The organism is Cellulomonas sp. URHE0023 (genome assembly GCF_000688475.1).
Lineage (GTDB): Bacteria > Actinomycetota > Actinomycetes > Actinomycetales > Cellulomonadaceae > Cellulomonas.
In genome coordinates this window covers 17,094-43,950 of the sequence record NZ_JIAN01000011.1, presented here as the reverse complement: position 1 = coordinate 43,950, position 26,857 = coordinate 17,094, and the positions used below count along the sequence as shown (strand labels likewise).

General features: G+C 68.8%; 22 protein-coding genes and 1 tRNA gene. 18 read left to right on the top strand and 5 right to left on the bottom strand.

What is annotated here, in order from left to right; translation table 11 throughout:
- The first annotated feature begins 199 nt into the window (after positions 1–199).
- The 17 genes from N553_RS0119480 (at position 200) to N553_RS23805 (ending at position 17,785) form a co-directional block, all read left to right on the top strand.
- Positions 200–946, top strand: coding sequence for a pseudouridine synthase (locus tag N553_RS0119480; protein ID WP_028047914.1), 747 nt, complete (start codon positions 200–202; stop codon positions 944–946).
- Complete coding sequence (locus N553_RS0119475; protein ID WP_028047913.1) at positions 943–2,052, top strand: prephenate dehydrogenase; 1,110 nt, start codon at positions 943–945, stop codon at positions 2,050–2,052. The genes N553_RS0119480 and N553_RS0119475 overlap by 4 nt, the downstream gene beginning before the upstream one ends.
- A complete protein-coding gene (cmk, locus tag N553_RS23825; RefSeq protein ID WP_231505330.1) occupies positions 2,049–2,759 on the top strand; it encodes a (d)CMP kinase in 711 nt (236 codons plus the stop codon). The genes N553_RS0119475 and cmk overlap by 4 nt, the downstream gene beginning before the upstream one ends.
- Positions 2,756–3,436, top strand: coding sequence for a 1-acyl-sn-glycerol-3-phosphate acyltransferase (locus N553_RS0119465; protein ID WP_051640391.1), 681 nt, complete (start codon positions 2,756–2,758; stop codon positions 3,434–3,436). Before cmk ends, N553_RS0119465 begins: the two co-directional genes overlap by 4 nt.
- A gap of 44 nt (positions 3,437–3,480) precedes the next feature.
- Positions 3,481–4,956: a ribosome biogenesis GTPase Der gene (gene der, locus N553_RS0119460; RefSeq protein ID WP_028047911.1), complete on the top strand. Its 1,476-nt coding sequence runs from the start codon at positions 3,481–3,483 to the stop codon at positions 4,954–4,956.
- Positions 4,953–5,984 (top strand): hypothetical protein, encoded by a 1,032-nt coding sequence (locus N553_RS0119455; protein WP_081844783.1) that lies wholly within the window; start codon positions 4,953–4,955, stop codon positions 5,982–5,984. Before der ends, N553_RS0119455 begins: the two co-directional genes overlap by 4 nt.
- Before the next feature lie 27 nt (positions 5,985–6,011).
- Positions 6,012–6,085, top strand: a tRNA-Pro gene (locus tag N553_RS0119450).
- 182 nt (positions 6,086–6,267) lie between these two features.
- Positions 6,268–6,528: an AlpA family transcriptional regulator gene (locus N553_RS23820; RefSeq protein ID WP_081844782.1), complete on the top strand. Its 261-nt coding sequence runs from the start codon at positions 6,268–6,270 to the stop codon at positions 6,526–6,528.
- Between the two features lie 177 nt (positions 6,529–6,705).
- The gene (locus N553_RS0119440) at positions 6,706–7,755 is read left to right on the top strand and encodes a site-specific integrase (protein ID WP_231505329.1); all 1,050 of its coding nucleotides are present in this window, start codon (positions 6,706–6,708) and stop codon (positions 7,753–7,755) included.
- A 576-nt stretch (positions 7,756–8,331) separates the two neighbouring features.
- A complete protein-coding gene (locus N553_RS0119430) occupies positions 8,332–9,837 on the top strand; it encodes an alpha/beta hydrolase (RefSeq protein WP_028047908.1) in 1,506 nt (501 codons plus the stop codon).
- A 91-nt stretch (positions 9,838–9,928) separates the two neighbouring features.
- Positions 9,929–10,360 (top strand): hypothetical protein, encoded by a 432-nt coding sequence (locus tag N553_RS0119425; protein ID WP_156043921.1) that lies wholly within the window; start codon positions 9,929–9,931, stop codon positions 10,358–10,360.
- A gap of 860 nt (positions 10,361–11,220) precedes the next feature.
- Positions 11,221–11,847 carry an RHS repeat protein gene (locus tag N553_RS0119420; protein ID WP_028047906.1) on the top strand — a complete coding sequence of 209 codons (627 nt, stop codon included), beginning with the start codon at positions 11,221–11,223 and terminating at the stop codon, positions 11,845–11,847.
- A 265-nt stretch (positions 11,848–12,112) separates the two neighbouring features.
- Positions 12,113–12,445: a hypothetical protein gene (locus tag N553_RS0119415; RefSeq protein WP_156043920.1), complete on the top strand. Its 333-nt coding sequence runs from the start codon at positions 12,113–12,115 to the stop codon at positions 12,443–12,445.
- A 1,080-nt stretch (positions 12,446–13,525) separates the two neighbouring features.
- Positions 13,526–13,843, top strand: coding sequence for an AlpA family transcriptional regulator (locus tag N553_RS24860; protein WP_081844779.1), 318 nt, complete (start codon positions 13,526–13,528; stop codon positions 13,841–13,843).
- Positions 13,836–14,129, top strand: coding sequence for a hypothetical protein (locus N553_RS0119400; protein ID WP_028047903.1), 294 nt, complete (start codon positions 13,836–13,838; stop codon positions 14,127–14,129). The genes N553_RS24860 and N553_RS0119400 overlap by 8 nt, the downstream gene beginning before the upstream one ends.
- Before the next feature lie 493 nt (positions 14,130–14,622).
- Complete coding sequence (locus tag N553_RS0119395) at positions 14,623–16,704, top strand: hypothetical protein (RefSeq protein WP_156043919.1); 2,082 nt, start codon at positions 14,623–14,625, stop codon at positions 16,702–16,704.
- Positions 16,705–17,452: 748 nt separating this feature from the next.
- Positions 17,453–17,785, top strand: coding sequence for a hypothetical protein (locus tag N553_RS23805; RefSeq protein WP_034623552.1), 333 nt, complete (start codon positions 17,453–17,455; stop codon positions 17,783–17,785).
- Between the two features lie 12 nt (positions 17,786–17,797).
- On the opposite strand, the gene N553_RS23800 is transcribed toward N553_RS23805, so the two are convergent.
- The 5 genes from N553_RS23800 to N553_RS0119365 all read right to left on the bottom strand — a co-directional run bounded on the left by N553_RS23800 (position 17,798) and on the right by N553_RS0119365 (position 24,874).
- Positions 17,798–18,601, bottom strand: a complete 804-nt coding sequence (locus tag N553_RS23800; protein ID WP_034623551.1) for a hypothetical protein — start codon at positions 18,599–18,601, stop codon at positions 17,798–17,800.
- A 370-nt stretch (positions 18,602–18,971) separates the two neighbouring features.
- The gene (locus N553_RS23795; protein ID WP_051640389.1) at positions 18,972–19,631 is read right to left on the bottom strand and encodes a hypothetical protein; all 660 of its coding nucleotides are present in this window, start codon (positions 19,629–19,631) and stop codon (positions 18,972–18,974) included.
- Positions 19,632–19,699: 68 nt separating this feature from the next.
- Positions 19,700–20,488: a CPBP family intramembrane glutamic endopeptidase gene (locus N553_RS23790; RefSeq protein ID WP_051640388.1), complete on the bottom strand. Its 789-nt coding sequence runs from the start codon at positions 20,486–20,488 to the stop codon at positions 19,700–19,702.
- 191 nt (positions 20,489–20,679) lie between these two features.
- The gene (locus N553_RS0119370; protein WP_028047900.1) at positions 20,680–23,877 is read right to left on the bottom strand and encodes a BTAD domain-containing putative transcriptional regulator; all 3,198 of its coding nucleotides are present in this window, start codon (positions 23,875–23,877) and stop codon (positions 20,680–20,682) included.
- Between the two features lie 91 nt (positions 23,878–23,968).
- Positions 23,969–24,874 carry an SDR family oxidoreductase gene (locus tag N553_RS0119365; RefSeq protein WP_081844777.1) on the bottom strand — a complete coding sequence of 302 codons (906 nt, stop codon included), beginning with the start codon at positions 24,872–24,874 and terminating at the stop codon, positions 23,969–23,971.
- Between the two features lie 1,083 nt (positions 24,875–25,957).
- On the opposite strand from N553_RS0119365, the gene N553_RS0119360 reads away from it, so the two are divergent.
- Positions 25,958–26,479, top strand: a complete 522-nt coding sequence (locus N553_RS0119360; protein WP_369796729.1) for a DUF6650 family protein — start codon at positions 25,958–25,960, stop codon at positions 26,477–26,479.
- Positions 26,480–26,857: the final 378 nt, after the last annotated feature.

Below are 26,857 nucleotides of genomic sequence, written 5' to 3'. Positions count from 1 at the left end.
GGCATCCAGCTCATCGCGCGGAGGCGCGCCAGGTTCGTCGCGCGGTGGTGCGCCCAGCTCGTCGCGGGGCGGCGCTCCCAGCTCGTCGCGGGGTGGTGCCCCGCGCGCCAAGTCGGGATACCCGCGCAGCGCGCCCACCGGAGCAGGCGCCAGCAGGTCCCGCACGTCGACCCGTCCTCCGCGGTCGCGCGAGCCCGAGGTGACGATCGACGTCCACGACCCTGACGGCGTGCGCCTGCAGAAGGTGCTCGCGGCGGCCGGTCTCGGTTCGCGTCGCGCCTGCGAGGACCTCATCGCGGCCGGTCGCGTGACGGTCGACAACACCACCGTGCGCGAGCTCGGTGTGCGGGTCGACCCCCTGACGGCCGTCATCCACGTGGACGGGCTGCGTGTGCAGCTCGACACGTCGATCGTGACGATCGCGCTGAACAAGCCGAAGGGCGTCGTCTCGACGATGCACGATCCCGAGGGTCGGCCCTCGATCGGCCAGTACGTCCAGGACCGCACGGAGCGCCTGTTCCACGTCGGCCGGCTCGATGCCGAGACCGAGGGCCTGATCCTGCTGACCAACGACGGCGAGCTGGCCAACCGGCTCGCGCACCCTGCGCACGCGGTGCCCAAGGTGTACCTGGTCCAGCTCGAGGGTCGCGTGACCAACTCCCTGGGTGGGCGGCTGCTCAAGGGCATCGAGCTCGAGGACGGTCCGGCCAAGCTGGACAAGTTCCAGATCGTGCAGACGACCCCGCAGGCGAGCCTGGTCGAGGTCGAGCTGCACGAGGGCCGCAACCGCATCGTCCGCCGCATCTTCGAGGAGGCCGGCTACCCGGTCACCGGCCTGGTCCGCATGCAGATCGGCCCCATACGCCTGGGCGACCTGAAGTCCGGACGCACGCGGGTGCTGTCGAAGACCGAGGTGGGCTCCCTGATGGTCCGGGTGGGCATGTGACGCTTGCGACCCGTGGACCGGTGCGCATCGTGGGCACCGGGCTGCTCGGCGCGTCGGTCGGGCTGTCCCTGACCACCCGCGGCGTCGACGTCGTCCTGCACGACCCGTCGCGGACGGCGCTGGCCCTGGCCCGTGACGTGGGAGCGGGACGTCCCGCGAAGAGCGACGATGCGGCGCCCGCGATCATCGTCGTCGCGGCGCCGCCCGACGTGACCGCGGACGTCGTTCGCGCTGAGCTGGAAGCGTTCCCCGAGGCGATCGTCACCGACGTGGCCAGCGTCAAGGGCTACGTGCTCGCAGAGCTGAGGGCAGCAGGGGCGGACCTCACCCGGTACGTCGGATCGCACCCGATGGCCGGGCGGGAGCGGTCCGGTCCCAGTGCGGCCGTCCCCGACCTGTTCCTCGGACGTCCTTGGGTGATCACGGACTCGGGCTCGTCGCGGCCCGACGCCCTGCTCGCCGTCCGGTCGCTGGCTGTCGACCTGGGCGCCGTCCCGGTCACGATGGACGCCGACGCGCACGACGCGGCCGTCGCTGCCGTCTCGCACGTGCCGCAGGTCGCGGCCAGCCTGGTCGCCGCGCGTCTGCGCGACGCCGACGACGCGGCACTCGGGCTTGCCGGACAGGGCCTGCGGGACGTGACGCGTCTGGCAGCCTCGGACCCTGCGCTCTGGACCTCGATCCTCGCCGCCAACGCATCGGCGGTGCACGACGTTCTCGTGGACCTGCGCGCGGACCTGGACGCGGTGATCGAGGCGTTGTCGCACGCCGCCAAGGCCGCCGACCCCGAGACGGTCGAGCCGGGTGCGCTGGCGTCGATCGCCCACGCGATCAGCGCGGGAAACGTCGGCGTGGCGCGCGTCCCTGGGAAGCACGGCGGGGCGCAGCGGACGTACGCGGTCGTCACGGTCCTGGTGCCGGACTCGCCCGGAGAGCTCGCGCGGCTGCTGACCGACGTGGGCGATGCGGGCGTCAACCTCGAGGACCTGCACCTCGAGCACGCGGCCGGCCGGCCGGTCGGCATGGCGGAGATCTCGGTGCTGCCCGGCAGCGTCGAGCACCTGGAGGCGGAGCTCAGTGCCCGCGGTTGGAGACTGGTGAGTTGAGCACGACCCTTGTCGTGGCGATCGACGGGCCCTCGGGGTCGGGCAAGTCGAGCGTGTCCCGGGCGGTCGCGAGCGCCCTCGAGCTGGCCTACCTGGACACGGGTGCGATGTACCGGGCGGCCACGTGGTGGTGCGTGTCGCAGGGCCTGGATCTCACGGATCAGGCCGCCGTCGCGGCCGCGGTCGACGGGTTCCCGTTGGTCATGGGCGTCGATCCTGCGCACCCGACGGTCCACGTCGGTGGCGTCGACGTGCACGAGCCGATCCGGAGCACCGAGATCACCGCGGTCGTCAGTGCGATCGCCACGAACCTCGAGGTGCGCGCGACGCTGGCCCGGCTGCAGCGTGAGGCGATCGCCGAGTCGCAGGTGCCCGGCTCCTTCTCGGACGGGCGGGGGATCGTGGCGGAGGGACGGGACATCACCACGGTGATCGCCCCCGATGCCGACGTGCGCGTGCTGCTGACGGCCAGCGAGGAAGCCCGGCTCGCCCGACGAGCACGCGACGTCCACGGGTCCGACGACGCGGCGGCCGTCGAGGCCACCAAGGACCAGGTGCTGCGGCGAGACCGCGACGACTCGACCGTCGTGCAGTTCCATGTGGCCGCAGACGGTGTCGTCACGATCGACTCCTCGCACCTGAACTTCGACGAGACCGTCGAGGCCGTGCTGGAGGTCGTCGAGACGGAAGTCGGCCCGCGCTCGTGAGCGTGCCCTCCGCGCGCGAACCGCTCTGGTCGCGCTGGATCGGCTGGATCATGGCGCGGGTCATCTGGAACACAGCGGTCACCGGCGCCGCGAACGTTCCCGCCACGGGACCCGTGCTGCTGGCGGCCAACCACACGGGCGTCCTCGACGGCCCGCTGCTGTACGGCGTCGCGCCGAGGCGGTCGCACGTGCTGGTCAAGGAGGAGATCTTCCGGGGTCCGCTCGCCTGGCTGCTGAACGGCTCGGGGCAGATCTCGGTGAACCGTGACGACGGTGGTCGGACCGCGCTGACCGAGGCGCTCGGGGTCCTCAAGCGCGGCGGGGTCGTCGGCGTGTTTCCCGAGGGCAACCGGGGCCGGGGCGCCGCGACGAACGCCCGTGCGGGCATCGCGTGGCTCGCATTGAACGGGCATGCACCCGTCGTCCCCGTGGCGGTCCTGGGGACGCGACGGACGGGGGAGTCGGTCAACAAGGTCCCCGGCCTACGGCGAAGGATCGCGATCGAGTTCGGCGAGCCGCTCGTCATCGAACGTGCTCCCGGGACGTCCGGCAAGGCGGCCGTCGAAGAAGCCAACGAGGCGATCCGCGTCGCGCTCGCGCGGCTGGTGGACGGCGCGTCGGCCCGCTCCGGCATCCCGCTGCCCACCGACGACCCGCAGCGTGAGCGGACGCACTGACCCCACGGTCGTCGACGGGTGGGCACACCTGGGACACTGGGGCCATGACCGAGACTGATCCTGCCCTGGTGCTGCCCGACGAGGCCGGCGACGCCCAACGCGAGCAGGCTCTGCGCGCCGGACTGACCGAGTACGAGCTCGAGGACGAGGACCTTGCCCTCCTGCACGGAGGCGAGGACGGTGACGGCGCCGAGGAGCGCGTCGTCGTCTACCCGGTGCTCGCCGTCGTGGGCCGCCCGAACGTCGGCAAGTCGACGCTCGTCAACCGCATCCTCGGCCGTCGCGAGGCCGTCGTCGAGGACAAGCCGGGCGTCACCCGCGACCGCGTGAGCTACCCCGCGGACTGGTCGGGCAGGCGGTTCACGCTCGTCGACACCGGCGGCTGGGAGGTCGACGTGGCCGGCATCGAGGCGCGCGTCGCGCAGCAGGCCGAGGTCGCCATCTCCCTCGCCGACGCCGTGATCTTCGTCGTCGACGCCACGGTCGGCGTGACCGAGACGGACACCCAGGTGGTCCGGCTCCTGCGTCGCTCGGGCAAGCCCGTGGTGCTGTGCGCGAACAAGGTCGACGGACCCGCAGGTGAGGCCGACGCCGCGAACCTGTGGGCGCTCGGGCTCGGGGAGCCGTTCCCGGTGTCCGCGTTGCACGGCCGCGGCACGGGCGACCTGCTCGATGCCGCGATCGACGTGCTGCCCGAGGTCTCCGCGCACGGCACGCCGCTGCCGGACGGACCGCGCCGCGTGGCCCTGATCGGTCGCCCGAACGTCGGCAAGTCGTCGCTGCTCAACAAGGTGCTCGGCTCCGAGCGTGTCGTCGTCGACTCCGTCGCCGGCACCACGCGTGACCCCGTCGACGAGCTGGTTGCGCTCAAGGGCAAGCCGTGGGTGTTCGTCGACACCGCCGGGATCCGCCGCCGCGTGCACCAGACCTCCGGTGCCGACTTCTACGCGTCGCTGCGCACGCAGGCCGCGATCGAGAAGGCCGAGGTGGCCGTCGTCCTGGTCGACGCGTCCGTGAAGATGACCGAGCAGGACACGCGCGTGATCTCGCAGGTCATCGAGGCGGGCCGAGCGCTGGTCATCGCCTACAACAAGTGGGACCTCATGGACGAGGACCGTCGCCCGTTCCTCGAGCGCGAGATCGAGCAGGACCTGGTCCAGGTGACCTGGGCCCCGCGGGTGAACATCTCAGCGAAGACGGGCTGGCACACCGACCGCCTTGTTCCTGCCCTCGAGCGGTCGCTGGAGTCGTGGGACACCCGCATCTCGACCGGTCGCCTCAACGCGTTCCTCGGCGAGCTCGTCGCGTCGCACCCGCATCCCCTGCGCGGCGGTAAGCAGCCACGCATCCTGTTCGCCACGCAGGCGTCCACGCGCCCGCCGCGGTTCGTGATCTTCGCGACCGGCTTCCTCGACCCCGGCTACCGCCGGTACATCGAGCGTCGCCTCCGTGAGACGTTCGGGTTCGAGGGCACGCCCATCTCGATCTCGGTGCGCGTCCGGGAGAAGCGCAAGCGGTGACCGGCGCCGCCTCCGTGCGGCAACGGAGGCGGCTCCTACGGCTCGGGCTGCCCCGGGACCCTGCCGCGAACAGCCACATCGCCGCGTTCCTGGTGACCACGCTCGCGACGGTCATCCTCGTGCGCCTGCTGCTGCTCGCGACGGGGTTCCCGCAGCTCGGCGGCGGGGGAGCGCACGTGTCCCACGTCCTGTGGGGCGGTCTGCTGATGGCCGTCGCACTGCTCCTGCAGATCGTCTTCATGGGCCCGGTCGTCCGCAGCGGGGTCGTCCTCGTGGGCGGCGTCGGCTTCGGGCTGTTCGTCGACGAGATCGGCAAGTTCGTCACCGCCGACTACGACTACTTCTGGCGACCGACCGCGGCCGTCATCTACGCGGTCGTCGTCGGGCTCGCGATCGGCGCCGAGTCCCTGCAGCGCCGACACCCGCGCGACCCCGCCGAGCTGCTCGCCGCCGCCGCCGACCACACGGTCGCCGGCCTCGTGGGTGGCCTGAGCGAACGCGACCGCGAGACGGCGTACCGCTACCTCGAGAAGGCGGGCGACGCCCCGGGATCCGCCGAGGTTCGCGCGCTGCTCGACACCCTCCAGCACGACTCGGACGTCCTGCCCAACCCCTTCGGCGTGATCTCGCACGCCGTTGTCTCGGTCACCCGGCGCGTGGTCCGGGAGCAGTGGGCACCCTGGTTCACGGTCGGCCTGCTGCTGCTCACCTCCGGGGTCACGCTCGCGCGAGGCGTCTACGGCGGCGACGAAGCCACCTGGATCCTGGTGGGCATCGTCGTCAGCGCGCTCGTCTCGACCGCGTTCGCCCTGGTCGGCCTCAGTCGCGTCGGCACCGACCGCGAGTCGGGCTACCGTTGGTTCCGCCGAGCCGTCCTCGTGTCCCTGCTCGTGACCCAGGTCTTCCTGTTCCAGCTCTCGCCCTGGGACGCGGGTATCGGCCTCGTTCTCGACCTCGTCGTCCTCGGTCTCGTCGCTGCCGAGCTCGACGTGCTGAGTGGTGCAGAGGGGACCTCGCCCGTGAGGTAGAGTTTCCGAGGCTTCTGCGGGAGCCATCGGGCTGTAGCGCAGCTTGGTAGCGCACTTGACTGGGGGTCAAGGGGTCGCAGGTTCAAATCCTGTCAGCCCGACGTATCAGGCCTGGTGAGACGGTGTCTCACCAGGCCTGAGGAGTCTCTGGACTTGCCCAACCCCACAGAAACCCCACACAAACCCCTCCAGGACCGGCCGTTTCGACCGTCGGCGGGCAGGGTGATGTGCATCGCCCCGCAGAGCGTCGCGTCTTGCCACCTTCGCGTGCACACCTGCCGGTATGAACTCCTACGCAACGCCCGCGGGCGGCGACGAGAGCCCGCGCACACCGGTCCCTGGCCTCGAGCCACTACTGAGCATCGAGACGCTGGCCGACTACGTCGGCGTCCCGGTCGTGACCATCTATCGCTGGCGAACCGAGGGCAGGGGCCCGTGCGCCACCCGGGTAGGTCGGCACCTCAGGTTCGCCCTCTCGGACATCCAGGCGTGGCTCGGCAACGTGCGCGAGGCTGCTCCGGGAGTCGAACGCGCCAGCAGATGAACACCCATGGCTAGGCCCAGAAACCCAGTGGGGGTGTTCGGAGAGATCTCGTCCGAACGGTTCGGCGTCGGTCGCTTCCGCGCGCGGGTCCGCTACCGCGATACCAACGGTCGCGGTCGGCAGATCGAAGCCCACGGGGCGAGCGCAGCTGAAGCCAAGCGGCGATTGCGGCAGAAGATGGCAGAGGCGAAGACCGTCATCCAGTCGTCCACGGAGATCACCGGGGATACCGCCTTTCCTGATCTCGTCACGTACTGGCTCGAGGGAATCAAGGCCGAGGGCGAACTGGCCACCAGCACGCGGGAACGGTACGCGTGGGAGGCAGAGCACCTCCTGCTGCCGGCGTTCCAGCACTTCACCGTGCGCGAGGTCACCGTCGGCAGGGTGGAACGTTGGCTCACGCAGCAGCGCGCGTTCAGCTACGCGCGGGCCGTCCACTCCAAGAAGATCCTCAGCCTCGTCATGGGAGTCGCCGTGAGGCTGGAGGCGATCGACCACAACCCCGTGACGGGAACGAAGCGCATCAAGCGGCCACCGGGCACTCCGATGGCGATCGAGGACGTGGAGCTCGACGTCATCCGCAATGCCGTCGCCTCCTGGCGCCGCGACGCGACGCGCATGGGCCCCAAGCCTGACGGTCAGCTCCAGGCGATCATCGAGGTGATGGTCGGCACTTCTGCCCGGATCGGCGAGGCGCTCGCCATCCGGATCTGCGACGTCGACCTGGACGCTGAGCGGCCGACCGTCCGCATCGCCGGCACGATCGTGTCACCCAGGAGCGGGCCGACCTATCGGCAGGACAACCCTAAGTCGGCCAAGGCGATCCGGACCGTCGTCGTCCCCTCGTTCACCGTGGATGCCCTCCGGGCACGCCTGGATGTGACCGGCCCCCTTCCACCCGAGCATCTGATCTTCTTCAGCCGGAACGGGACGCCGCTGACCACCGCCAACATCCGCCGGAGGTTGCGCGAAGCGCTCGGTGCAGCAGGCGTCGAGGCGGTGACACCACATGCGTTCCGCCGCACCGTCGCGACTGTGATCGACCGAGAAGCGGGTCTCGACTTGGCCGCCGAACTGCTCGGGCACACGTCGACCGCGATCACGAGGTTGCACTACATCCAGCCCGACGAACGTGTAGACCCGCGCACGGCCGAGATCCTCGAGAGCCTTGCCCCAGGAGCGGCCCAACGAAGGGCCGCTGACGAGCATCGAGAGCGTGACGAGTGAAATCGAGGCCGGCAGCGCGATTAGGGTCGCGCACTGACCGTGTACCTGTGCGCGCCGGACCTCGATCGAACAAACGTTCGATATCGTCTCAGGTGTGAGTGGTGGTCGAGATCCTCGTTCTGTGGCGAACCGTGAGATCCCTGAGTCGGCGCCGTTGCGTCCGCAGGGCGACGTGCCGGTGATCGCACGTGTCGTGTGGTCCGACGGTTCGGAGGAGTGGCGACCGGCGAGGGCGGTGCGATGGACACCGACGCACGTCATGGTCGCGTGGCGAGACTCACCGAAGGACCCCTACTCGGAGCGCCACGAGTGGCTACGCGCGGGCGACGTGGCCAGGTCGGTCAGCTGGCTGGTGGCTCCAAGAGCGACGGCCGCGTCGCCGGTTGCCGAAGGTCGACCGAGTCGATGACGGGAGGCCACCCGGGTGGGCGAACCTCCGTCGAGCGCGCGGCCGCTCGACTCCGGCACGCGGGTGAGTTCTGTGGGCCCAGGTGTGCGGCGTCTGCCGGTGGTCACCGCCGGGCCGCCGATTCCCGGCTCAAGACGCGAACGTCGTCGCGAGACCTCGATCGCGCGGTGGCGACGACCAGCGGCTGCGAGTCCGCAGGCCCGATGGCCGCGCTCATGAGCGCACTGACGAAGAACCCAGCGTCCGCGTTGACGTTCTTCGCCGGCGCTGACCGTGAACAGCGGGTCGCGTATTACCTGGGGCACCGAGTGTGGTGGGACGGCAAGGCTGCGGTCACCGCCGCGCTCGACGTGGCCGCCACCACATTCACACAGCCGGATGACCCGCGCACGATCGCGTCCGTATCGCTGACATCCGCTGTCGTGGAACAGCTCGACGACGACACGATTTTCGGCCCGCAAGCGCTCAAGAGCGTGGGGCACCTGTTCACGGTTCACCTGGCAACGCCTGCCGGCCTAAACGATCTGCCACGCGCGCTGCAGGTAAGCGGTGTCGGTGACGATCCGCGATGGGTCGCCAACTGGTGGGCGTCCGTGTCCAGCGACTTGCACGATCTCGCCCTGGAGCAGTTCGGGTCGCAACTCGGCAATCTGGACGGCCTACCGGCCGCCTCGCGGGACATAGCGAACCGGGCCGTCCTAGCGGGCGGACTGAGTGACGCTCGCGCTGACGTCGACCGGTTGGAACGGCTATTCACCGAGGCGTCTCACAAGCAGTACTACGGGGACACCCTGGCCCTCTCCAACAGTTTGGACCAGGCACGAAGGCGTCTTGCGATGCTGGAAGCAGTCGACACCCAACTGAACATCGAGCAGAAGTATCCGCCGAGCCTGTATCTGTTCGATGGCACGTCGCTACCAGGCAGGGCAGCGATCGCGTTCGGAGACATGGACAGCGCCGAGAACATCGCCGTCCTGGTACCGGGCATGGGCTCACACGTGACCAACTACATGGGCTACATCAGCGACAACGCCGCCCGGACCACCATCCTTGCCAACGAGATTCAGGCGATCCGTCACGACTCGGGTACAACAGCGACGCTGGCGTGGATCGGGTATGACGCACCCGGTCTGGATGTCGTGTTCACCCATGACGCGAACGTTGGCCAACCGTTGCTGTCGGGCACGCTGTGGGGCATCCAAGCCTCACACGATGCGGCGGGCAACGACCCGCACCTGAGCGTGCTCGGTCACTCCTATGGGTCGTTCCTGTCCGGGTTGACCGCGACGAAGGACAACCCGATAGATGAGCTGGTGCTGTTCGGTTCGCCGGGCGCCGCAGTCGACTCCGCCTACGAGTTCAAGATCCCGGCAGGGCATGTGTTCGTCGGTGAGGCGCAGGGAGACTTTGTGGCGGACTTGGACCGGTTCGGTCCGGACCCGTCCCGGTTGGAGGGTGTGACCACGTTCCAGACCGACGGCGGAGACCAGCCGCTCGCGGGTCAGGACACGCTCGCCTCGAGTGGGCACTCGCAGTACTACCTGGCGAACACTGAGTCGCTGTGGAACATCGCCGCGGTGGTGACCGGGCACACTGACAGCATGACCACCGGTTTCACCCCCGGGATGGGTGACCTGATCCGAGACGACATGGACGACAACCTTGGCTTCTGAGACGACCGATCCGACCGCCACACACCCGCAACCCGGGGTGCCCCCGCGTCGTCGCCGTGCGGTGTGGGCGATCGGTGCCCTGCTCGCCGGGGTGGGCGTCCTGATCGTTGTGGTCATGCTGAACAAGGGAGAGACCGTGCCCGACGAGCCTGCACTGAGCGCGACGCAGTCCCGTGATGCGCTGACCGCCGCGATGCAGGACGCCGTTGCGGCCATCTCGCTACCGACGGAGACGAACGTCGTCCGGGCCGCGCCATTCTCTTGCGAGCTCGATGGCGCGCCCGCATACACCCTTCACCTAGAAGAGATGCAGGGGCCGGCACTGGAGGACGTGGATGCTGCCTTCGTGACGATCCGTGAGGTGTGGGAGCAGCGCGACTTGGTCGTGCAGCCTCGGAACATGGGCCAGGACGTACGCGGGCTCAGCGGAACCGACCAGTACGGGGGCACCGTGTACGTGCTCACAGGCCCCGACGGCACTGTCTTCTCCGGCGAGAGCGCGTGCCGACCGAAGGTCGGATGACTTGCGACTGACGCTGCCACGAATACATGCGGCAGACGTCGAGGACGGCAACAGTCTCGGCTGACGGCCAGTGAGCGTGCCGGACTTCGCCAGCTGCGTCGGGGGAACGTTTTGTTGCCTCGAGCAGGAGGTCGAGGTCGGAGCGCGGAGCGACGTCCTACCTGTCCACGGGCATGCGCCGGTTTGTTCACGATCCGCACAATCGTGGAGCTGTTCGTTTCACCGGTGCAGCGAACCTTGAGGTACGCCCGGCGTCAGTCAAACATCGATGAGCCGTTTGGATGAATCCTCCGTCTTTGCAGAAATCGCCGCGCATATTCCGCCGACGTGGGCTGCGGGTCGGAACGGATAGCGGCTCATCGGAGCTTGCCGTCGCCGTTGGCCGTCGCGAACCAGTTCGTGGGTGCGCTTGGTGACTGTGGATGCTGTAGTCGCCCGACGACCCACAGGTCGGATCTGCGGGACGTCGCTGTGGCCGAGGCGGTGCGCCTTGAGGCATGCTTGAGTGATTGAAAACTTGGCCAGCGGGGGATCGTAGTCCCCACGTTTACCCCACGAATTCGCTGCATGGCGAGGCTCGACAACACCCGACGATGCGCGGAGTTCATCGCCGCGGATAGCCTAAATCCGCAGATCACACACGGTTTCACCAGTTGATGCGAGACGACGGGGGAGAGATCGTCGGCCCCGGGATTCTTCAAGGGGTCGCAGGTTCAAATCCTGTCAGCCCGACGTATCAGGCCTGGTGGGACGGTGTCTCACCAGGCCTGAGATTTGATCGGCGGACCAAAACCCCACGCAAACCCCGCACCTTCGAGCGGGGCGCCGTCACCTCTACGCAGTACAACGCGGCCGGGCAGGTGACGTCCTCGACCGACGCCACCGGGGCGAGCAGCATCCGCGAGTACGACCGGGCCGGGCGGCTCACCGCCGTGCTCGATCCCGCTGGTGCGCGTACGACCTTCGCCTATGACGCCGCCGGGCGTCCGAGCACGGTCACCGACCCGGCCGGAAAGACCACGAGCACGACGTACGACGCCCTGGGTCGGCCGGTCACGTCCACTGACGCGTTGGGTCGGGTGTCGCGCACGGAGTACGACGCGGGCAACCGGGTCACCGCCACGGTCAGCCCTTCGGGTGCACGCACCACATACACCTACGACGTGGCCGACCAGATGGTGAAGGTCACCGACCCCCTGGGCAAGGCGACGACCGTCACCACCTACGACCTGGCCGGCCGCCCGGTCACGGTCACCGATGCCGACGGGCGTGCCGGGACCACGACGTACGACCTCGCGGGTCGTCCGGTATCGGTGCTGCGCGCGGACGCCTCAAGGCTGACCTGGGCGTACGACCCGACCGGCAAGCTCACCACGTACACCGACGCGGCCGGTGGGCGCACCATCTACACCTACGATGCGGCGGGCCGTCAGGTCACCTCGACGGACACCGCGGGCCGCCGGCTCGCAACTCGGACCTGGTTCTAGACTCATTCCGGAGACTTGCGAGAGGTGACAACCGGACTATTCGCACTGCCGGATCGGTCGATGAGATGCAGCGGACGTTCGACGCCTGGGTCGTGGGTGCTGAACGGCTGCCAGCTCGCGGACCCAGGGTGCCTGATGTTTTCCAGTTGCCAGACGGAGGGGTTGTCCAATGGCGAACCGGGTCGACGACTGGCGGGCCCGCTATTGACATCTTCCCGCCGAGTGGTCCGGCACGGACGGTTCACCTCGCGGACGGTGTCCCGTGGTGAGTGAGTCTCGGACCGTCGCAGAGTTGCTGGAGCGAGGCCTCGCAGATTGGGTCTCGCTGCACGACGTCGTTTGGTACTCGACACATGGTGCGATCACTCCCGAGACTCGGATGCTCACCCAACATGTGCTGGGTCGGCTTTTCGAAGAAGGCCTGATGGTTCCCGGTGGGCTCGCCGAATCTGGTTTCGAGGACTGGAGCCTACCCATCTCCGCCTGGGTGGGGCGTGCCATGGACGAGCTTGATCGCTTCGGCTGGGCGCCTATGGGCGATGGGTTCTGGCTGCGCCTGACAGAACTGGGGCGAAAGGCAGCCGAGCGGTCTCAGTGATCGGTTTGCCCTCTCGGGCGGCCGGGCCGATTCGCTTCCGCCCCCCGGGACGTGGTGACATCGGCCGTCGCCTTTGCGAGTACAGATCCAGGCGCTGCGAAGGCGTTTCGATGGCGATCCTCGGGACGGACGGTAGGGCTCGGTTTCGACCTCGTTGGGTGGTCGGTAGCCGAGGGTGGGGCGCCGGCGGGTGTCAAGTTGAACCAGTCGACGGCCTGGCCAGCACCCCGCTCGCCCAGATTACCCGCGCCGACGACACCGCCACCTACCTTCACACCGACCTGATCGGCTCGGTCCGCACCACCACCAACCAGGCCGGCGCGGTAACCTCCGACGCCGACTACGACACCTACGGCCAACCGCTGGCCACCGCCGGGACCGCCGTCTCGACCGCGAGCCGGTTCGGGTACGCGGGGGAGTCCACCGACCCCACCGGTACCACCAGGGTCGGGCAGCGACGCGGCCTCGTGCTGCGTCGCTGCCCGACCACCCCAGCACACCGACTTTGCCTTGCGCACGCCCACATCGGGCGTGCGGACGCTAGAAGAGAAGGCGCGACATCATGGATCCGATAGGCAATGTGCTCGCAGGGGCGACGTCTCACGCGCGGACAGCCCCGGGCCGGAGAACCCCGTCCTGGGCGAGGGGGGTGGCTTGAGGCATGCTTGAGAGGTCGGCGAGCGCGCAGTGGGCGGGGATTGCGCGCCCCACGTTTACCCCACGAATTCGCCGCAAAACGATGCTCGACAACAGGCAACGGTGCAAAGTGTTTCCAGCCGCGCATCGCGTAAATCCGCAGATCACACACGGTTTTGCCATGTGGTGCGAGATGTCGGGGGAGACGCCGGCGGCCCCGGGATTCTTCAAGGGGTCGCAGGTTCAAATCCTGTCAGCCCGACGTATCAGGCCTGGTGAGACGGTGTCTCACCAGGCCTGAGGAGTCTCTAGATATGATCGATCCCGCGTTTTCCCCGCGTTTATCCCGCCGAGACGGGCGAACGCAGCGGGTCGCCCCCTCGATCGTGCGCAACGAAGCGCATCGCCGTCGCGTGTTGCGCACTCGCTCGCACACCCGTGTGCATGAACACGAACAAGCAATCCGAAGAAGCCCTGACGACCTCACCGCTGGCGACTGACGGGCTGGAGCCACTGCTCAGCATGGAGACGCTGGCGGAGTACGTGGGCGTTCCCGTCGTGACCATCTACCGGTGGCGGACCGAGGGCAAGGGACCGTGCGCCGTGCGCATCGGTCGGCACCTCAAGTTCGCGCTGGCGGATGTGCAACCTGGTCCCCTCGAGGGCCGGGAGTTGTGCGACTCTGAGGTGGCAGCGCTGCCACTCGACATGCTGATTGGCTCACTCTGTCGGCATCCCCAGCCGATGGCATGGCATGACTGACGATCTGTGTGCGGCTACCAAGTTTCCGAGGACTCTCGCGGATCTCGAGGAGATTGAGGCAGCCGCGTCCCAGTGTGAGCACGTGCCGTTGTTCTCTATCGACCGCGACGGTGAGCATCCGCCGCTCGATGTGATCCAGGAGCAGATGATCGAGCTGAAGCTGGGATCGTTCGACTCCGACGGCAGACACGTTGCCCGGATTCTCATGAGGGCCCTCGATGACCCCTCGTCACGGACGTGTGCGGACGTAGCGACCGGTGTGCGCCTCGTGTTACATGGCCGATGAGCGGGAATACGCGCGTCCTGATTTTCGGCGGGTGGGCTGTGGATGTGTAGTGGTACGGCCTGACCCCAGTGGGTCTGCCAGCAACGACGAGCGCTGCGCGCTCTTGCCGACCTGGCTCTCGCACTACAACCTGGAAGGATCCCACATCGGCATCGGGGCCAGCCCCCATCGACCGCGTCAACAACGCTCAAGGTCGGTGCATCTAGGCGATCCACGCGGATCCGGCTCCAGAGAGACTGACAGTCATTGCACAGCCGCGTGTCGGGCCGGACCGAACCGTCCGCCCGGCGGCTACACGGAGAGCCAGCAGTACAGCGCGGTGTCGTTCGACCGCCAGCCGGGCGAGGCCAGCGAGGCGGCGATACGCCCGGTACACCCGTATGGGTGAGTGAGGGCCGTTACAAACTCGGCGTGGCGTGACCCGTGAAACAGTCCACTCGGTTGGGAAACGTGCCGCAGTGAAGTGCGGGCGCCTTTGGAGGAACGGAAGTCAATGTTCATGTTTTCTGCGCGACGCCGCATCAGTGTCGTGGTGGCGTCCGTTGGCGCGTTGTTGTCGATCGGGTTGCTCAGTTCGCCCGCATCGGCCGGTCCAGATGATCCCTGGCCCATCAACCCAAGCCAGATCGAGTGCTCAGAACATCCCTCGCCGCTTACGGACGAGTGGTCGTGCGCAACACTCGACTGGTATCAGGATATGTCGACCACCGCGTGGAACCTGTCTTACGCCGACATTGAGGCGGGCGTCACCGCCCTTACGGCACCCTATCTGCATGAACATAATCATAGTCTCGTCGTGGACCTCGAGGGCGAGGTGTCTAAATTTGGAGGGCGGGCGTCGTGGCGAATGTGCGTGCGCAAGGAGATCGCGCGCAGCGCGTATGACATTGCCCAGGCAAAGCACCAAACAGATCAACTTAGGTCCTACTTCAAGTTGGCAACGAAGGAAGCAGAAAAGATCAAGCCCCTGAAACCGTACTTGAAGCCGTACAAGCCGCTGATCGACTTTTACCTCCAGGCCATCGACGAGGGCGTCGACTTCGCGGATTGGACGTCAGGTTTTGATCAAATGGAATTCTTCTATCTAAGCGTCATGGAGTGTGACGGGGTAGCGCCCTGGTGGATGGACGGTTTCCGGACGATCGCCTATGAGAACTCGTACGTCGACGCAACGAGCGTCTCCGGGCCCAGTGGTGCGACTGTGGCCGCCCGACCGGCCCGCGGGGTCTCGGGTCTCACTTTTGGCCAGCCCAACGACAACTCCTTCGCGGTGTCGGCAACTGGCTACCTGCACGACCAGACGTTGCACGTCTCGGGCGACCCAACCGGTTTGCCCTTGCCACCTCGCGCGGAGCGAGGATGGGTCGGCGGTCAGCACGTTTACACCAAGAATGCGACGAACTACAACTACAGTGCATCATGGTCGGTGACGAACGACCCGGTCGTCCCGGCGGCCGACACCTCGGTGCAGGTCAGGAATCAGGTGTCGGCGTGCCTTTCCGGCGGCAGCTCCTTTAGCGACGTCGTCGGCCAGATCGCGTACTACTCCAACCCGTACTCAGGGAGCTACTACGTCACAGATATCAAATCCTGGCGGGATCTGAGTTGCGGGTCCCCATGGGTCGCAACGTCCTCGATCCCGACCAAGAACGGCAATTACGTCCTTACGCGTATCGACGCTTTCGACCAGAACTACGTCGGCTCCGATGGCTGCGGGGCCGTGTTGGCCCCTTCCAAAACGTGCTACACGTGGTACCCGGCATGGTCCGCGCAACGGCCACCGACCTACGATCCGGGCGACGGGACCCTGACGCGCTGGGGAGTGTGCATGACGCCCGACGTGTCGAGCACACGTATCGAATCCACCTGGTCGGGCAACATCACGACGTTCGCAAGCTACGACGTCCCGGACCTGACGTGCGCACCAGGCAGCACGCTCGACTCCTTCGGCGTCGATTGGACGCCCGCCGCGCCAGGCTCCCAGTCCGTAGCAGTCGTGCCGCCGACACTGAATGCACCATCGGTTCGAGAGATCCCCAGCACGTACCCGGACTGCGCGCAGCCGGGTGCATGCTTCCTCGAGCTGTCCCGAGTAGTCGAAGACGGCACTCGGTCATGCGGATACCTCGGGGCCGAGTGCCCCGACTGGTACCTCAGCGCGACGCGTGACCAGGAGTACCGGTGCAGCTGGGGGGCTTACGAGGTCCCTGTGCGTGCGTGCTCAGCACTGCGCGACCCGGGCACGGTGCGGGGAAACGGACACTACGATTCGGACGGCACGGCCGTCCTAGACCAATGGCCAGCCCTCGAGCTCGACAGCCAGGTGATCGCTCGGCTGCGTGACACGTTGACGGCACGAGATGGCGACCAGTCGTGTGAGGCAGTCGGCGAAGCCGCCCGCAGTGTCCCCGGCGCGAGTGAGCTCGCCGTTCCTGACGTCGTGTCCATCTGCCGGGACTTCGGCCTTCCGCGCGCCTTGGAATTCATTCGCGACACACTGGGGCCAGACACCGGCCCACAGGCCGCTGTGGACATCCTCACGCACGCGGCCAGCGCGCCGCTGGGAACGCTCTAACCCGACTGCTTCCAGATCCCTACCGACGGAGCCTGCCGAGACGTGGACCCAATGTCGACTCGGCGCAAGAAGCTGACCTGCAGGGTGCACGCGGTCCGGCGCCACAGTCGCTGGACTTGGTTCGGTGACCCCGCGACAGCTCTGCGGCAACGTTCCGGCAGACACCGCCTAGACAGATGGCGGCTCGTGGTCGGAGCCCGGCCAGCCAGTACCGAGAGTCTGCTTGGACCTCATTCTGGCCGACGTGGTGTGACTTGCTGCAGGCTTGAGGGATCGGCGAGCGCGCAGTCGGCGGGGGATGACACCGCCACATTTACCCACGAATTCAAGGCTCGGCGACGCTCGACAGCAGTCAACGATGCACGGTGTTCACCGCCACGCATCACGTAAATCCGAAGATCACACATGGTTTCACCAGGCAGTGCCAGATGACGGGGGAGACGCGGTCGGCCCCGGGCTTTTTCAAGGGGTCGCAGGTTCAAATCCTGTCAGCCCGACGTATCAGGCCTGGTGAGACGGTGTCTCACCAGGCCTGAGGAGTCTCTGGACCTGCTCGATCCCGTGTCTATCCCGCCGGGGTGGGCGGACGCAGCACGTCACACCCTCGATCGCCATCAACGGTGCGCATCGCCGTCGCATGTTGCGCACCGGGTCGCACACCCGTGTGCATCAACCCGCGACGCCCCCCGGGTCCGTCGGCCCCGCCACTGCGACCACCTATCCAGGCCAGTTCTGAAGAGATCCCGAGATGAGCGCCATCGACCGGTTCGTCGTTCTCTCGGTCGGGTCGGTTCGTCTTGAAGGCGTTGAACGCGTGCTCAGTGGTCGCGTACGTGACATCCCCCGCCCGTGCGGTTCCTGCCCGCGCTCGACAACGCACTGCTCCGTCGACCAGGACGACGTGGGTTCCGGCGGCCGCGCCTCGGCGAAGTGGACCGTCGACGCCGCCACGGTGTCCGTCACCCCGCTGCGCACCGTGGCCCGCGCGGAGCGTTCCGCTGTCGCCGACGAGGGCGCCGCGACCGCGTCGTTCCCGTCGGACGGCGAGAGCGACCGGGTGGTGATCGGCTCGACCCCGTGAGGCGCACCGAGGTCAGCCGAGCGGCGGCATCTTCGTCGTGACCTGGTCGGCCGGGGGTGCGACGACCGGCGTGCCGGAGCCGACGTTCGAGATGTCCGTGGTTGTCGTCGAACCTGCGATGTCGAGCACCGCGCGGACGGGCACGTCCCGGTCGTCGATCCAGAAGGTGCACCGGATGGTCGCCGGCAGTTCCCCAGCGGGGTCCGCGGGCAGGCTCGCGGCGGCTTGGGGTGTGAGCAAGGACGTGTCGAGGATGATCGTGTAAGGCGTCGCCACGACGCCGTTGACGGCCTCGTGGGCACCGTTGGTGGCGATGCTGGTGACCGCGCCGTCCATGCCGTCGTAATCCGACCTGAGCATGTCGTCCCGGACCGCCGAGAACTGCGCCGCCAGCGGGTTGGAGGCATCGTCGGGGTCGATCCGCACGAACTTCCCGCCGGCCAGCTCTCCCGGCTTGACGTAGAGCACCCCGTCGACGAGCCGGATCTCGGCGCCGTTCGAAGCCGACGCGGCGAAGTTCTTCCTGCCGTCCGCGACGTCTGCGGAGCCGGTCAGCTGCACCGGTGCCACGCCGGTCATCGTCATCGTGAGGTCGTAGTTCTGGACCGCCGCCAGCCCGGCGTCGAGACGCGCGAAGAGCGTCTGGGCGGTCAGCTCGTCGGCGACCGCGGTGGGAGTCGCCGACGGCTCGGCCGCCGTCGCGGACGGCGCGCTGGACGGCTCGGACGGGTAGTCGGCAGCGGCACCAGCGCAGGCGGACAGAGCGGCCGCCAGGACGGCGGCGAAGAGCAGGGTGAGGAGATTCGGACGTCGCACGGTGATTCCCCCTGGTCGTCGCCGTGTCACGGGCGGGCGTCCCGGATATCGGCGCACGGTCAGTCTTGCAGCCGCGCAGGGGGCTGAGTCCGTGACATTTCGCACCACGCGGAGGTCGTGACGCCGACTGGCCGGAGGAGTAGCTTCCGCGCATGGAGCTCCCGAGACCCGACTCCCTGGTCGCCTCGTGCCGACCGGCGTCGGGCACGTGCCCGTGCGGGTGCACGGTTTCCTCGGGTCGGGCGCGCCCAGCCGTGCGCGTCGGTCCGCGAGGGGTTCGCGGTCCACCACACAAACCGGAGTCTGGCGAGGGCGAGGGGTCAGTCCGTTGCCCAGGCCTGCCTGACCCGCCTGGCCCCGTCGCGGCCGGTCAGAGGGCGGCGACTTGCTCCCGCTCGATGGCGACCGGCCGTTCCTGCGTCGACCGGACGGCCATCGCGCCCAATCCGACGATCATGGCGCCTCGCAGGAGCTCGATCTGCACGCCGCTGACGACGGGCATGACAGGCAACGGGGCCAGCATGACCAAGGCTCCGGCGAGGCCGGCCCAGCCGATCCAGCGCGGCACGCCCTGGCCACGCAGGAGGGCGATGCCCAACAGCAGCAGGCCGAGCATGATCGCGAACCCTGTCGTGAGCTGTTCGACCTCGAAGCCCGGAGCGCCGATGATCGCGTCCTGGTCCGAGATGACCTCCGGGTGCGTGTGCGCCACGTCGGATGCCGCGAAGGCCATGAGGACCAGGTGTGGGACGGCGCTGAGCATGTTGCCGAGGAAGTACAGCACGTATCCGATCAGGCCGAGGGTGCCGAGGCGTGGGGCGATCCATCCGTAGACCCCGGGCAGGCCGAGCAGGAGCAGGAGCGTGCCAAGCAGCAGGGCCAGAGACCCGGTGGCATGCGGTCCGGCGAGCGCCTCGGCGCTGTGCGCCCTGCCCTCGACGACGGGGTGCAGAACTCCGCCGAGCAGGCAGAGCGGCCCGGCGGCGATGGCAGCGACGCCACTGAGGCGGCGGAGGGTGAGGGCGTTCATGGCAGTGCTCCTTGTCTGGGGATCTTGTGATCGGGCCTGGTCGGCCGTTCGGTCGAGCGGCGCTGACCTCAGCCAGCGTCGGCGACGTCGCTGGTGGGTGACTGGTGTCTGGCCGGAACTCCGAACCAGCGCAGGAAGACGAGGGCTGCGAGCAGCATCGCGACCGCGTAGGCGATGCCGGTCTCGGTGGCGATCCACGGCGTCCACGGAGAGGTCTGCACGGTCGAGGGGTCCGCGAACTGGTAGAGGACGGCGTTCACCGTGGCGTGGGTGAGGACACCTGGCCACAGCCCCCAGCGCAGCTGCATCGCCGCGAGGATCGACCCCAGAGCGGTCGTCGCGATCGTGAACATGGCGACCGCGTAGACCGTCGACACCCCCGCCGGAGTACCGCCCAGGAACACGATCAGGCCCACATGGGACAGGCTCCACAGCACGCCGCTGACCAGGAAGACGATGCGCGTCGGGGCGAGCTCGGCGAGCCGGGCGACGAGCAGCCCACGCCAGCCGATGTCCTCGGCGATCGCGAGGACGAGGTAGGGCAGGACCATGACCGTCGCGGCCAGGAGAGCCGAGCGCAGATCGCCGTCGTAGCCCGCGGCCCGGCTCAGCCACACGGTGGCGTATGCCGCGAGCACCGGGACGAGTCCGACGAGCCAGGCGAGCAGCAGGGTGCGGCCTCCGACCCTGCGGAAGCCCCAGCCGCGCATGCGGTGCGTCGTGCTCAGACGTGTCGCGAGGGCGGCGACGAGCGGAGTGAGGGCCAGACCGTAGGTAGCGGCCTGTCCCAGAGGCGAGGCTTCTTCGAGGGTGAGCACGTCGACGCCCTGCGAGGCGGCGACGGCGGTGCAGGCCATTCCGAGGACGGCTTGCACGACGACGAAGCGAACGACCTCGCGTCGAGCGATACGTGCGGACGGCGTGGGGGTACGCGCGTGACTGCTAGGTGTCGTAGTTGTCATGCCGCCAGGATCACGGCGGGCCTTGGTGCACGGCTGGTGCGGCGCTGGTGGGCGTCAGGACAGGAGCCAGCCGCCGAGCGAGAGTGCTAGGCCGCCGGCAACGAGTGCAAGAGCCTGAGTGCCCGCTCGACGAAGGGGCGTGCCCCGAGCGCCTCGGCCTGGTCCAACGCGGCGGACAACACCCGGCGCGCCTCGTCGGTCTCGCCGGTGACCGCCAGGGCGCCGCCCAGGTAGAGCTGGGCCGGTCCAAGCGTGACCATGCCTGGCCACAACACCACGACATGGGGCCCGAACGACCGGAGGATGGGGATAAGAGGTGCGAGGCGCCCGGCGTCTCCCAACGCGATGAGGGCGGCCGCCAGCATGACGGACCAGGGAGCCGCGCGCTGCCCGGTGGGAGGTTGGGCGAGCAGCCCGTCGATCAGCGGAATCGCGATGTCACCGTTCCCGGCCTCGGCGTGCCCGAGGGCTACCACCAGGAGGAACGCGGGGTCGGTGTCGGCGGCGAGATCGGCCGCCTGGCCGACGACGTCGATCAGCCGCCCGGCGTGCCAGGCGGCGATCCCTTCGACGGTGGATCGGGAGATCAGGTCGAGCGTGGCGGCCGCCGGCGATGCCAGCGCCGCGGTACCGGCCGCTGCGCGCGCGAGCTCGCGGGCCTCGTCCAGCTCTCCCCGCAACAGCCGAAGGCCGGCCTCCCACCAGGTGTCGAGGAGCGCGAGATCGGGGTCCTGGGTGCGCCGGGCGATCTCCGTGAACGCGCGTGATGCCTGAGCCGACTTCCCGGGGCGGCCCAGCTCGAGCAGGACGCAGCGATGGAGGTGCGCGGCGGTCGCCTCCAGTCCGGTGTTCAGCGCGCCGAGCGCGAGCAGCTCCTGCACCTGGCCGAGCCGCTGGACCGCCGTGTCAGGGGTCCAGGTGGCCAGGAGCACCGCGACCAGCGCGCGGGCCCGTGCATCGCGATCGGTCCCAGCCTCGGCCAGGGCGCGGTCGGCGAGCGCGGCCGCCCCTGGGGAGTCCGAGGCGGTCAGCTGAGTCGACGCAGCCGCCAGCAGCCGGCTCCCGAGCGTGGGCTCGACATCGTCCACATGGGTGAGTGCTTCGTCCAGCAGGGTGTTCCGGCCGAGCAAGGGCATCCCGAACAGGGACCAGTAGCCACCGATCCCGCCTGGTGCCGACTCCAGCGCCGACTCGGCGAGCCTCGTCCAGTCGCCCGATCTACGGGCGATCAGTGCCTCCTCGCGCAGTTCTGCTTCGCTCAGCTCGAGTCGCCCAGCACGACGGGCGGCCGTGCCGGCGATGCGATGCAGGTCGGCGCGCACGTCGTCGTCCGTGGCCGCGGCCAGTCCTCGGTGCGCCCAGGAGACCGCATCGTCGAGCGCGGCGCTCGCGAGCGCGACCGAGGCGGCGGCGAGGGCGGCGCGTGAGGCGCGGTCGTCCGCGGATCCCGCTGCCGCCGCCAGACGGTGTTCGGCGACGGCAGCGGACGCCGAGGTTCCCCCCGTCGCGAGCGCATCGGCCAGGCGGGTGTGGATGGCGAGCCGGGCGCCCGGTCCGAGATCGGCCACCACGGCCTCGCGGACCAGCTCATGCGTCACACGGAGCCGACCGGGCGCAGACTCCTCGATCAGTCCGGCGCGCATGGCCGCCGCCAGCGGGAGCTCGATCGCCTCGGGCGTCGTCCCAGCGGCGGCCGCCGCGACCGCGAGCGGGAGCTCCCGACCGGCCAGACCGAGTGCGCCCACGAGGTCGACGCCGTCGCTCGGCAGGGCCCGGACCCGAGAGCGAACCGTGTCCCGGACGTCGCTCGGTACGTCGGCGTCGGGGCCGAGCGCGGCCAGCGACCGGAGGAAGTAGGGATTGCCCTGGGTCCTCACCACCAGACGTTCAACGGCTCCCTCGGCCAGGGGGAGGTCGCTGAGCTCGACGAGCAGGCTCGCCGCGTCCTGAGAGGACAGGCCGGTCAACCGGAGATCCAGGTGCTCGGGGCGGCGCGCCACCGCCGCCAGCACCCGGCCCAGCTCCTCGGGAGCGTGGGGAGCGTCGTCCCGCGCCGTGAGGATCAGGAGCAGGGGGACGTTGACCAGGGTGTCGAGGGCGATCTCCAGCACGAGCAGTGAGTCCGGGTCGGCCCAGTGCGCGTCGTCGAGCACGACGACGACCCCGGTGCCGCCGCCGGCCAGCTCGCCGAGGCGCCTGCCGAGGTCGAGGCCGATGGCGAAGCGCCCGGCCTCCATCTGCGCGTCGATCGCTGGCATCCCGCCGAGCACTTGCGCCCACGGCCAGTAGGCGGGTGCGCCCGGCGCCGCGGGGCAGCGTCCCCAGCGCGCGCGCCCGCCCGACGGGATGACGACGTGGTCCAGCAGCTCCTCGACCAGCCGCGTCTTCCCGATCCCCGCCTCCCCCCGGATCACGGCCGTCGCCACGGTTCCTGCGCGGGCACGGTCCCAAGCACCGCGCAGGGCCGTCACCTCGCGATCCCGGCCGGCGAAGCCCCGCCGGGACGGCGCCGGGACGGCCGCGGGTCGTGCCGACAACCCGGGATCGTGCTGGAGCAGCCGTTGTTCCAAGGCCACGACGTCGGGACCCGGGTCGACGCCGAGCTCCTCGACGAGGCGCTCGCGCAGCTCACGCAGCACGGCGAGGGCATCCGCCTGCCGGCCGCCGCGGTAGAGCGCGGTGGCGAGCAGCTCTGGTCCGCGCTCCCGCAACGGGTGCTCCACGACGAGCGCTCGCAGCTCCGGGACGGCCTCAGCCTCGCCCCCGGCTGCCAGCAGAGCCTGCGCGTGCGCCTCGCGGGCGACGACGTGCAGCTCCTCCAGCCGCTGGATCTCGGGTCCGAGCGCGCCGATGTCCTTGACGTCGGCAAAGGCCGTTCCACGCCAGCGGGCCAGCGCCGCGGCGAGCAGCTCCACCGCCCGCGCGGGCGCCGTCACGACCAGCTCTCGGCCACTTCGGACTTCGGCCTCGAACCGGGTCGCATCAGTCTCGAGATCGAGGCGGTATCCGTCCGCCACCGTGACGATGCAGGACGACGACGACCCTGGACGGTCGGGTTCAAGGATCCGGCGCAGCCGGGCGATATAGCCCTGCAGTGTCGTAATCGCCGAGGGTGGCGGCTCGCCCCGCCAGACGAGGTCCGCGAGGGTCTCGGCGCTGATGTGGCGGCCGCGGCGTGCAGCGAGCACCGCGAGCACCTCGGCGTGCTTGCGGGCGCCGAGGTCGAGCTCGGCGCCGACGTCCTGGGTCACCGCCGTGGGACCGAGCACCCGCACCTCCAGCATGCGAGGCACAGTACCGGGCCCGAACGCGTCGTCTTCGCGGGTCGCCTCAGGTCGCCCGGCGGGTTGGCTCGCGGTCCGTCACGGGGTCCCGTCAGGCTTGCTGCAGCGCGCCCCACCGACGTGCCGTGTCCCGGACGAAGGCCTCGTAGTCGCGCGGCGGGCGTCCCAGCAGATCGGTCGTGACAGCGACGTCACGCCGGGAGGTAGGTACGCCGTGCTTCCCGAGGAAGGCGTAGCTGCGCCGGTAGTCAGCCAGCTTGGGCCCATCGAGATGTCGGGCCAGGACATCCGGCCGGCCCGGGCGATCGCCGTCGTAGACGACGGGCCGGTGGAGCACTCGGCTCCACGTAGCTGCGGCCTCGACGCCGCTGACGGACGCGGGGCCCACCAGGCCGTAAGCACCGGCGGGGAAGGCCGGATCGATCAAGGCCCGTGCCGCGATCTCGCCGACGTCGCGCAGGTCGACCCGGTTCACCCCGGACCGATGGGCCGGCAAGCAGTAGGCGCCTGCGAGGATCTCGTCCCGGATCAGCTCGTCGTTCTGGTAGTAGTTGGCCAGACCGAGGATCACCGGACGTGTCCGGACCGCCCTTCCGATCCGCTTGGCGATCCGTAGCTTGCCCCGGTAGTGCGGGAGGAACGCGTTCACTAGCGCCCGCATGCCCCAGCGCAGCAACGGGTTCTGCGCGGTCACGGCCACGCCGGCGAAGACGAGCCGGACGTCGAGCCGCTCGCAGGCGCTGACGAAGATTTTCGCCAGCTGCACCTCGTCCGGGTCGTGTGGTGACACGTACAGTGCCGCGCTGACACCCGTCAGCGCGTCCTCGACCGAACGGGCGTCCCGGAGGTCGCCGAGCACGGGCTCGACCTCGTTCGGCAGCTGCGCAGCTCCCGCAGGGCTCCGGACCAGGGCCCGCACGGTCGCACCGCGCGCCACGAGACCTGCGATGACCTCCCTGCCGATGTTGCCGGTGGCACCGGCGACCAAAATCGTCACTGTCGTTCCTTCCGCTCACTGATCCGGGCGTGGCGGCGCAAACCCTCGGTCTCGAGGACCTGGCTGCGACCTCTTGACGCAACGCTGGCAGTGACGGCTGGGAGGTGACTGGTGTGCCACTGGTGCCGCATCGGGCGCCCGGACGCGGGAAGACCGGGTGAGCCGGAGCTGAAGAACGGCAAGCACTCACTTGTGGCGAGTCCGACGCCTCGCATCAGCCGCCGATGAGGTCTTCGAGAGGCCTCCGGCGGCGCATCCCAGCGTCGCTTAATGCATGCTTCACGGATCGCGTGCCCGGTCGGCGGGGATGGCACGTCTACCCCAGGAAATCGCCGCATGACGACGCTGAACACCAGGGAACGGCGCGCGGCGGTCGTGCCGCGCACCGCATAAATCTGCAGATCACACACCGTTTCACCCCATGGTGCGAAATGTCGGGGGAGACGCTGTCCGCCCCGGGATTCTTCAAGGGCTCGCAGGTTAAAATCCTGTCAGCCTGACAGTAAAGCGTAGGTCAGGGCGTCGGCCACGTTCGGGAGGCGGCCACTCGCCGTTGATGCCGCAACGGATACCGCAATGAGCGACGGACGGTGGCGGCAGTGTCTTCGCGGCGCCGCTGACGCCCTCCTCGTCGACGTGGATCGTCGTGAGCACCAAATGGACGAGCGGGACGGTTGGCAACGCAATGGTGACGCTTCTCGGCCGCGTAGCTGAGTGTCTTTCGAAGTACGGCGCAGCGCTGGAGTTGGCGCCTCTACGTCGCACGCGCACCCGTCGTCTCCTGACGCGGCTCTATGGCGCCGAGGTCGTGCGCGTCAGGGTCGCGCGCGGCCCAACCGACCCCTATCGACGCCGGCGCCACCGCGGAATGGGTTCTTGTCGACCTTCAGCGACTCCCATGACGCCAGCCGGCGTGTGCCGTTGCGGCAGAGCGGCGCCCGCGACGGCACGCGGCGGCGTGACGCGAAGCCGTTGCGGCGTGTCGTTCGGGCGGCTCGTTCGCGTTTGGCGCTCGACGGCGCGCGTTGAGTTGGCGGACAGGCATTGCTACGACCGTGGAACCCGCGCGCACAAGGAGGCCCTATGCGGTCCGGGGCCGGAGGCCCCGGGGTATGTCCTTATAGGGCAGGAGGCGTTAGCGTCTCCCGTATGGCGAGAATTCGACTAACGGGTGTGTCAGGTTTAGGCGGGGGCGTGGACTGGGAGTACCTTGACGGCGATTCTGAGATCGCTCGTCGCGTCGTCTCGATCCTTGAAGATCGCCGGATGCTATGGCTCGAGTACGCCTGGGAGACGCCAAGTGAATGCGCTGACTCCGCGTCGCGGACCCGTACTGAACTCACGGCACAGATCAACACGCTGGGCATCGGGCGTGACCTCGCCCAGACGCTAAAGGAGATTCGGAGTCTTTTCGCGGACTACATGACGGACATGCCTCGGCTGGACTTCAATGGGCTCGAGGTCGCTCTCGGAGTCCTTCGGCGAGGTGTGGGTGAGCGACTTGCGGTGATCGTCTCGAAGTACCAACTGGATGTTGACGAGCGACTAGCGACGATCATCCCCGACCAGGGCAATTGGTTCTTCGAATGGGTGGGCGGGGCGTAGAAACAGGCGACCCGTCGAAAGCCTCTTTTCGAGGCTTCTCGCATCGGGCGCCCGGCGCACGTCCGGCACACACGGCCCCCCTTTATTAGGGCACGAGTGCTTTTGGGGGCGTGCGCTCGTGGCCGCGCTTGCAGTCGGTCTTGGTGCGGTTGTTCGGTTGTCCCGTGCACGCGTAGCTCTGACGCGCACAATTGGCTCGGACGTCCTCGCGCTCGTCATCACCGAGCCGACAGGCAGACCAGTTCGGTGATGCTTGCAGTGACGAACGACCCCGACGCGGTTCATGCCATCGCCTACGACAGTGACATCGTCGCCTTCGACATCAATGCAAGAGAGCGCCTCACGTGACTGGTAGCAAGCCGGGGGGCCGGCGCCGCG

Bases quoted from the DNA above. Each gene is read 5' to 3' on its own strand.
- der (WP_028047911.1), top strand. From the start codon at position 3,481: ATGACCGAGACTGATCCTGCCCTGGTGCTGCCCGACGAGGCCGGCGAC.
- N553_RS23820 (WP_081844782.1), top strand. From the start codon at position 6,268: ATGAACTCCTACGCAACGCCCGCGGGCGGCGACGAGAGCCCGCGCACA.
- N553_RS0119440 (WP_231505329.1), top strand. From the start codon at position 6,706: ATGGCAGAGGCGAAGACCGTCATCCAGTCGTCCACGGAGATCACCGGG.
- N553_RS24860 (WP_081844779.1), top strand. From the start codon at position 13,526: ATGAACACGAACAAGCAATCCGAAGAAGCCCTGACGACCTCACCGCTG.
- N553_RS0119400 (WP_028047903.1), top strand. From the start codon at position 13,836: ATGACTGACGATCTGTGTGCGGCTACCAAGTTTCCGAGGACTCTCGCG.
- N553_RS0119395 (WP_156043919.1), top strand. From the start codon at position 14,623: ATGTTCATGTTTTCTGCGCGACGCCGCATCAGTGTCGTGGTGGCGTCC.
- N553_RS23805 (WP_034623552.1), top strand. From the start codon at position 17,453: ATGAGCGCCATCGACCGGTTCGTCGTTCTCTCGGTCGGGTCGGTTCGT.
- N553_RS23795 (WP_051640389.1), bottom strand. From the start codon at position 19,631: ATGAACGCCCTCACCCTCCGCCGCCTCAGTGGCGTCGCTGCCATCGCC.
- N553_RS23790 (WP_051640388.1), bottom strand. From the start codon at position 20,488: ATGGCCTGCACCGCCGTCGCCGCCTCGCAGGGCGTCGACGTGCTCACC.
- N553_RS0119370 (WP_028047900.1), bottom strand. From the start codon at position 23,877: ATGCTGGAGGTGCGGGTGCTCGGTCCCACGGCGGTGACCCAGGACGTC.
- N553_RS0119360 (WP_369796729.1), top strand. From the start codon at position 25,958: ATGCGGTCCGGGGCCGGAGGCCCCGGGGTATGTCCTTATAGGGCAGGA.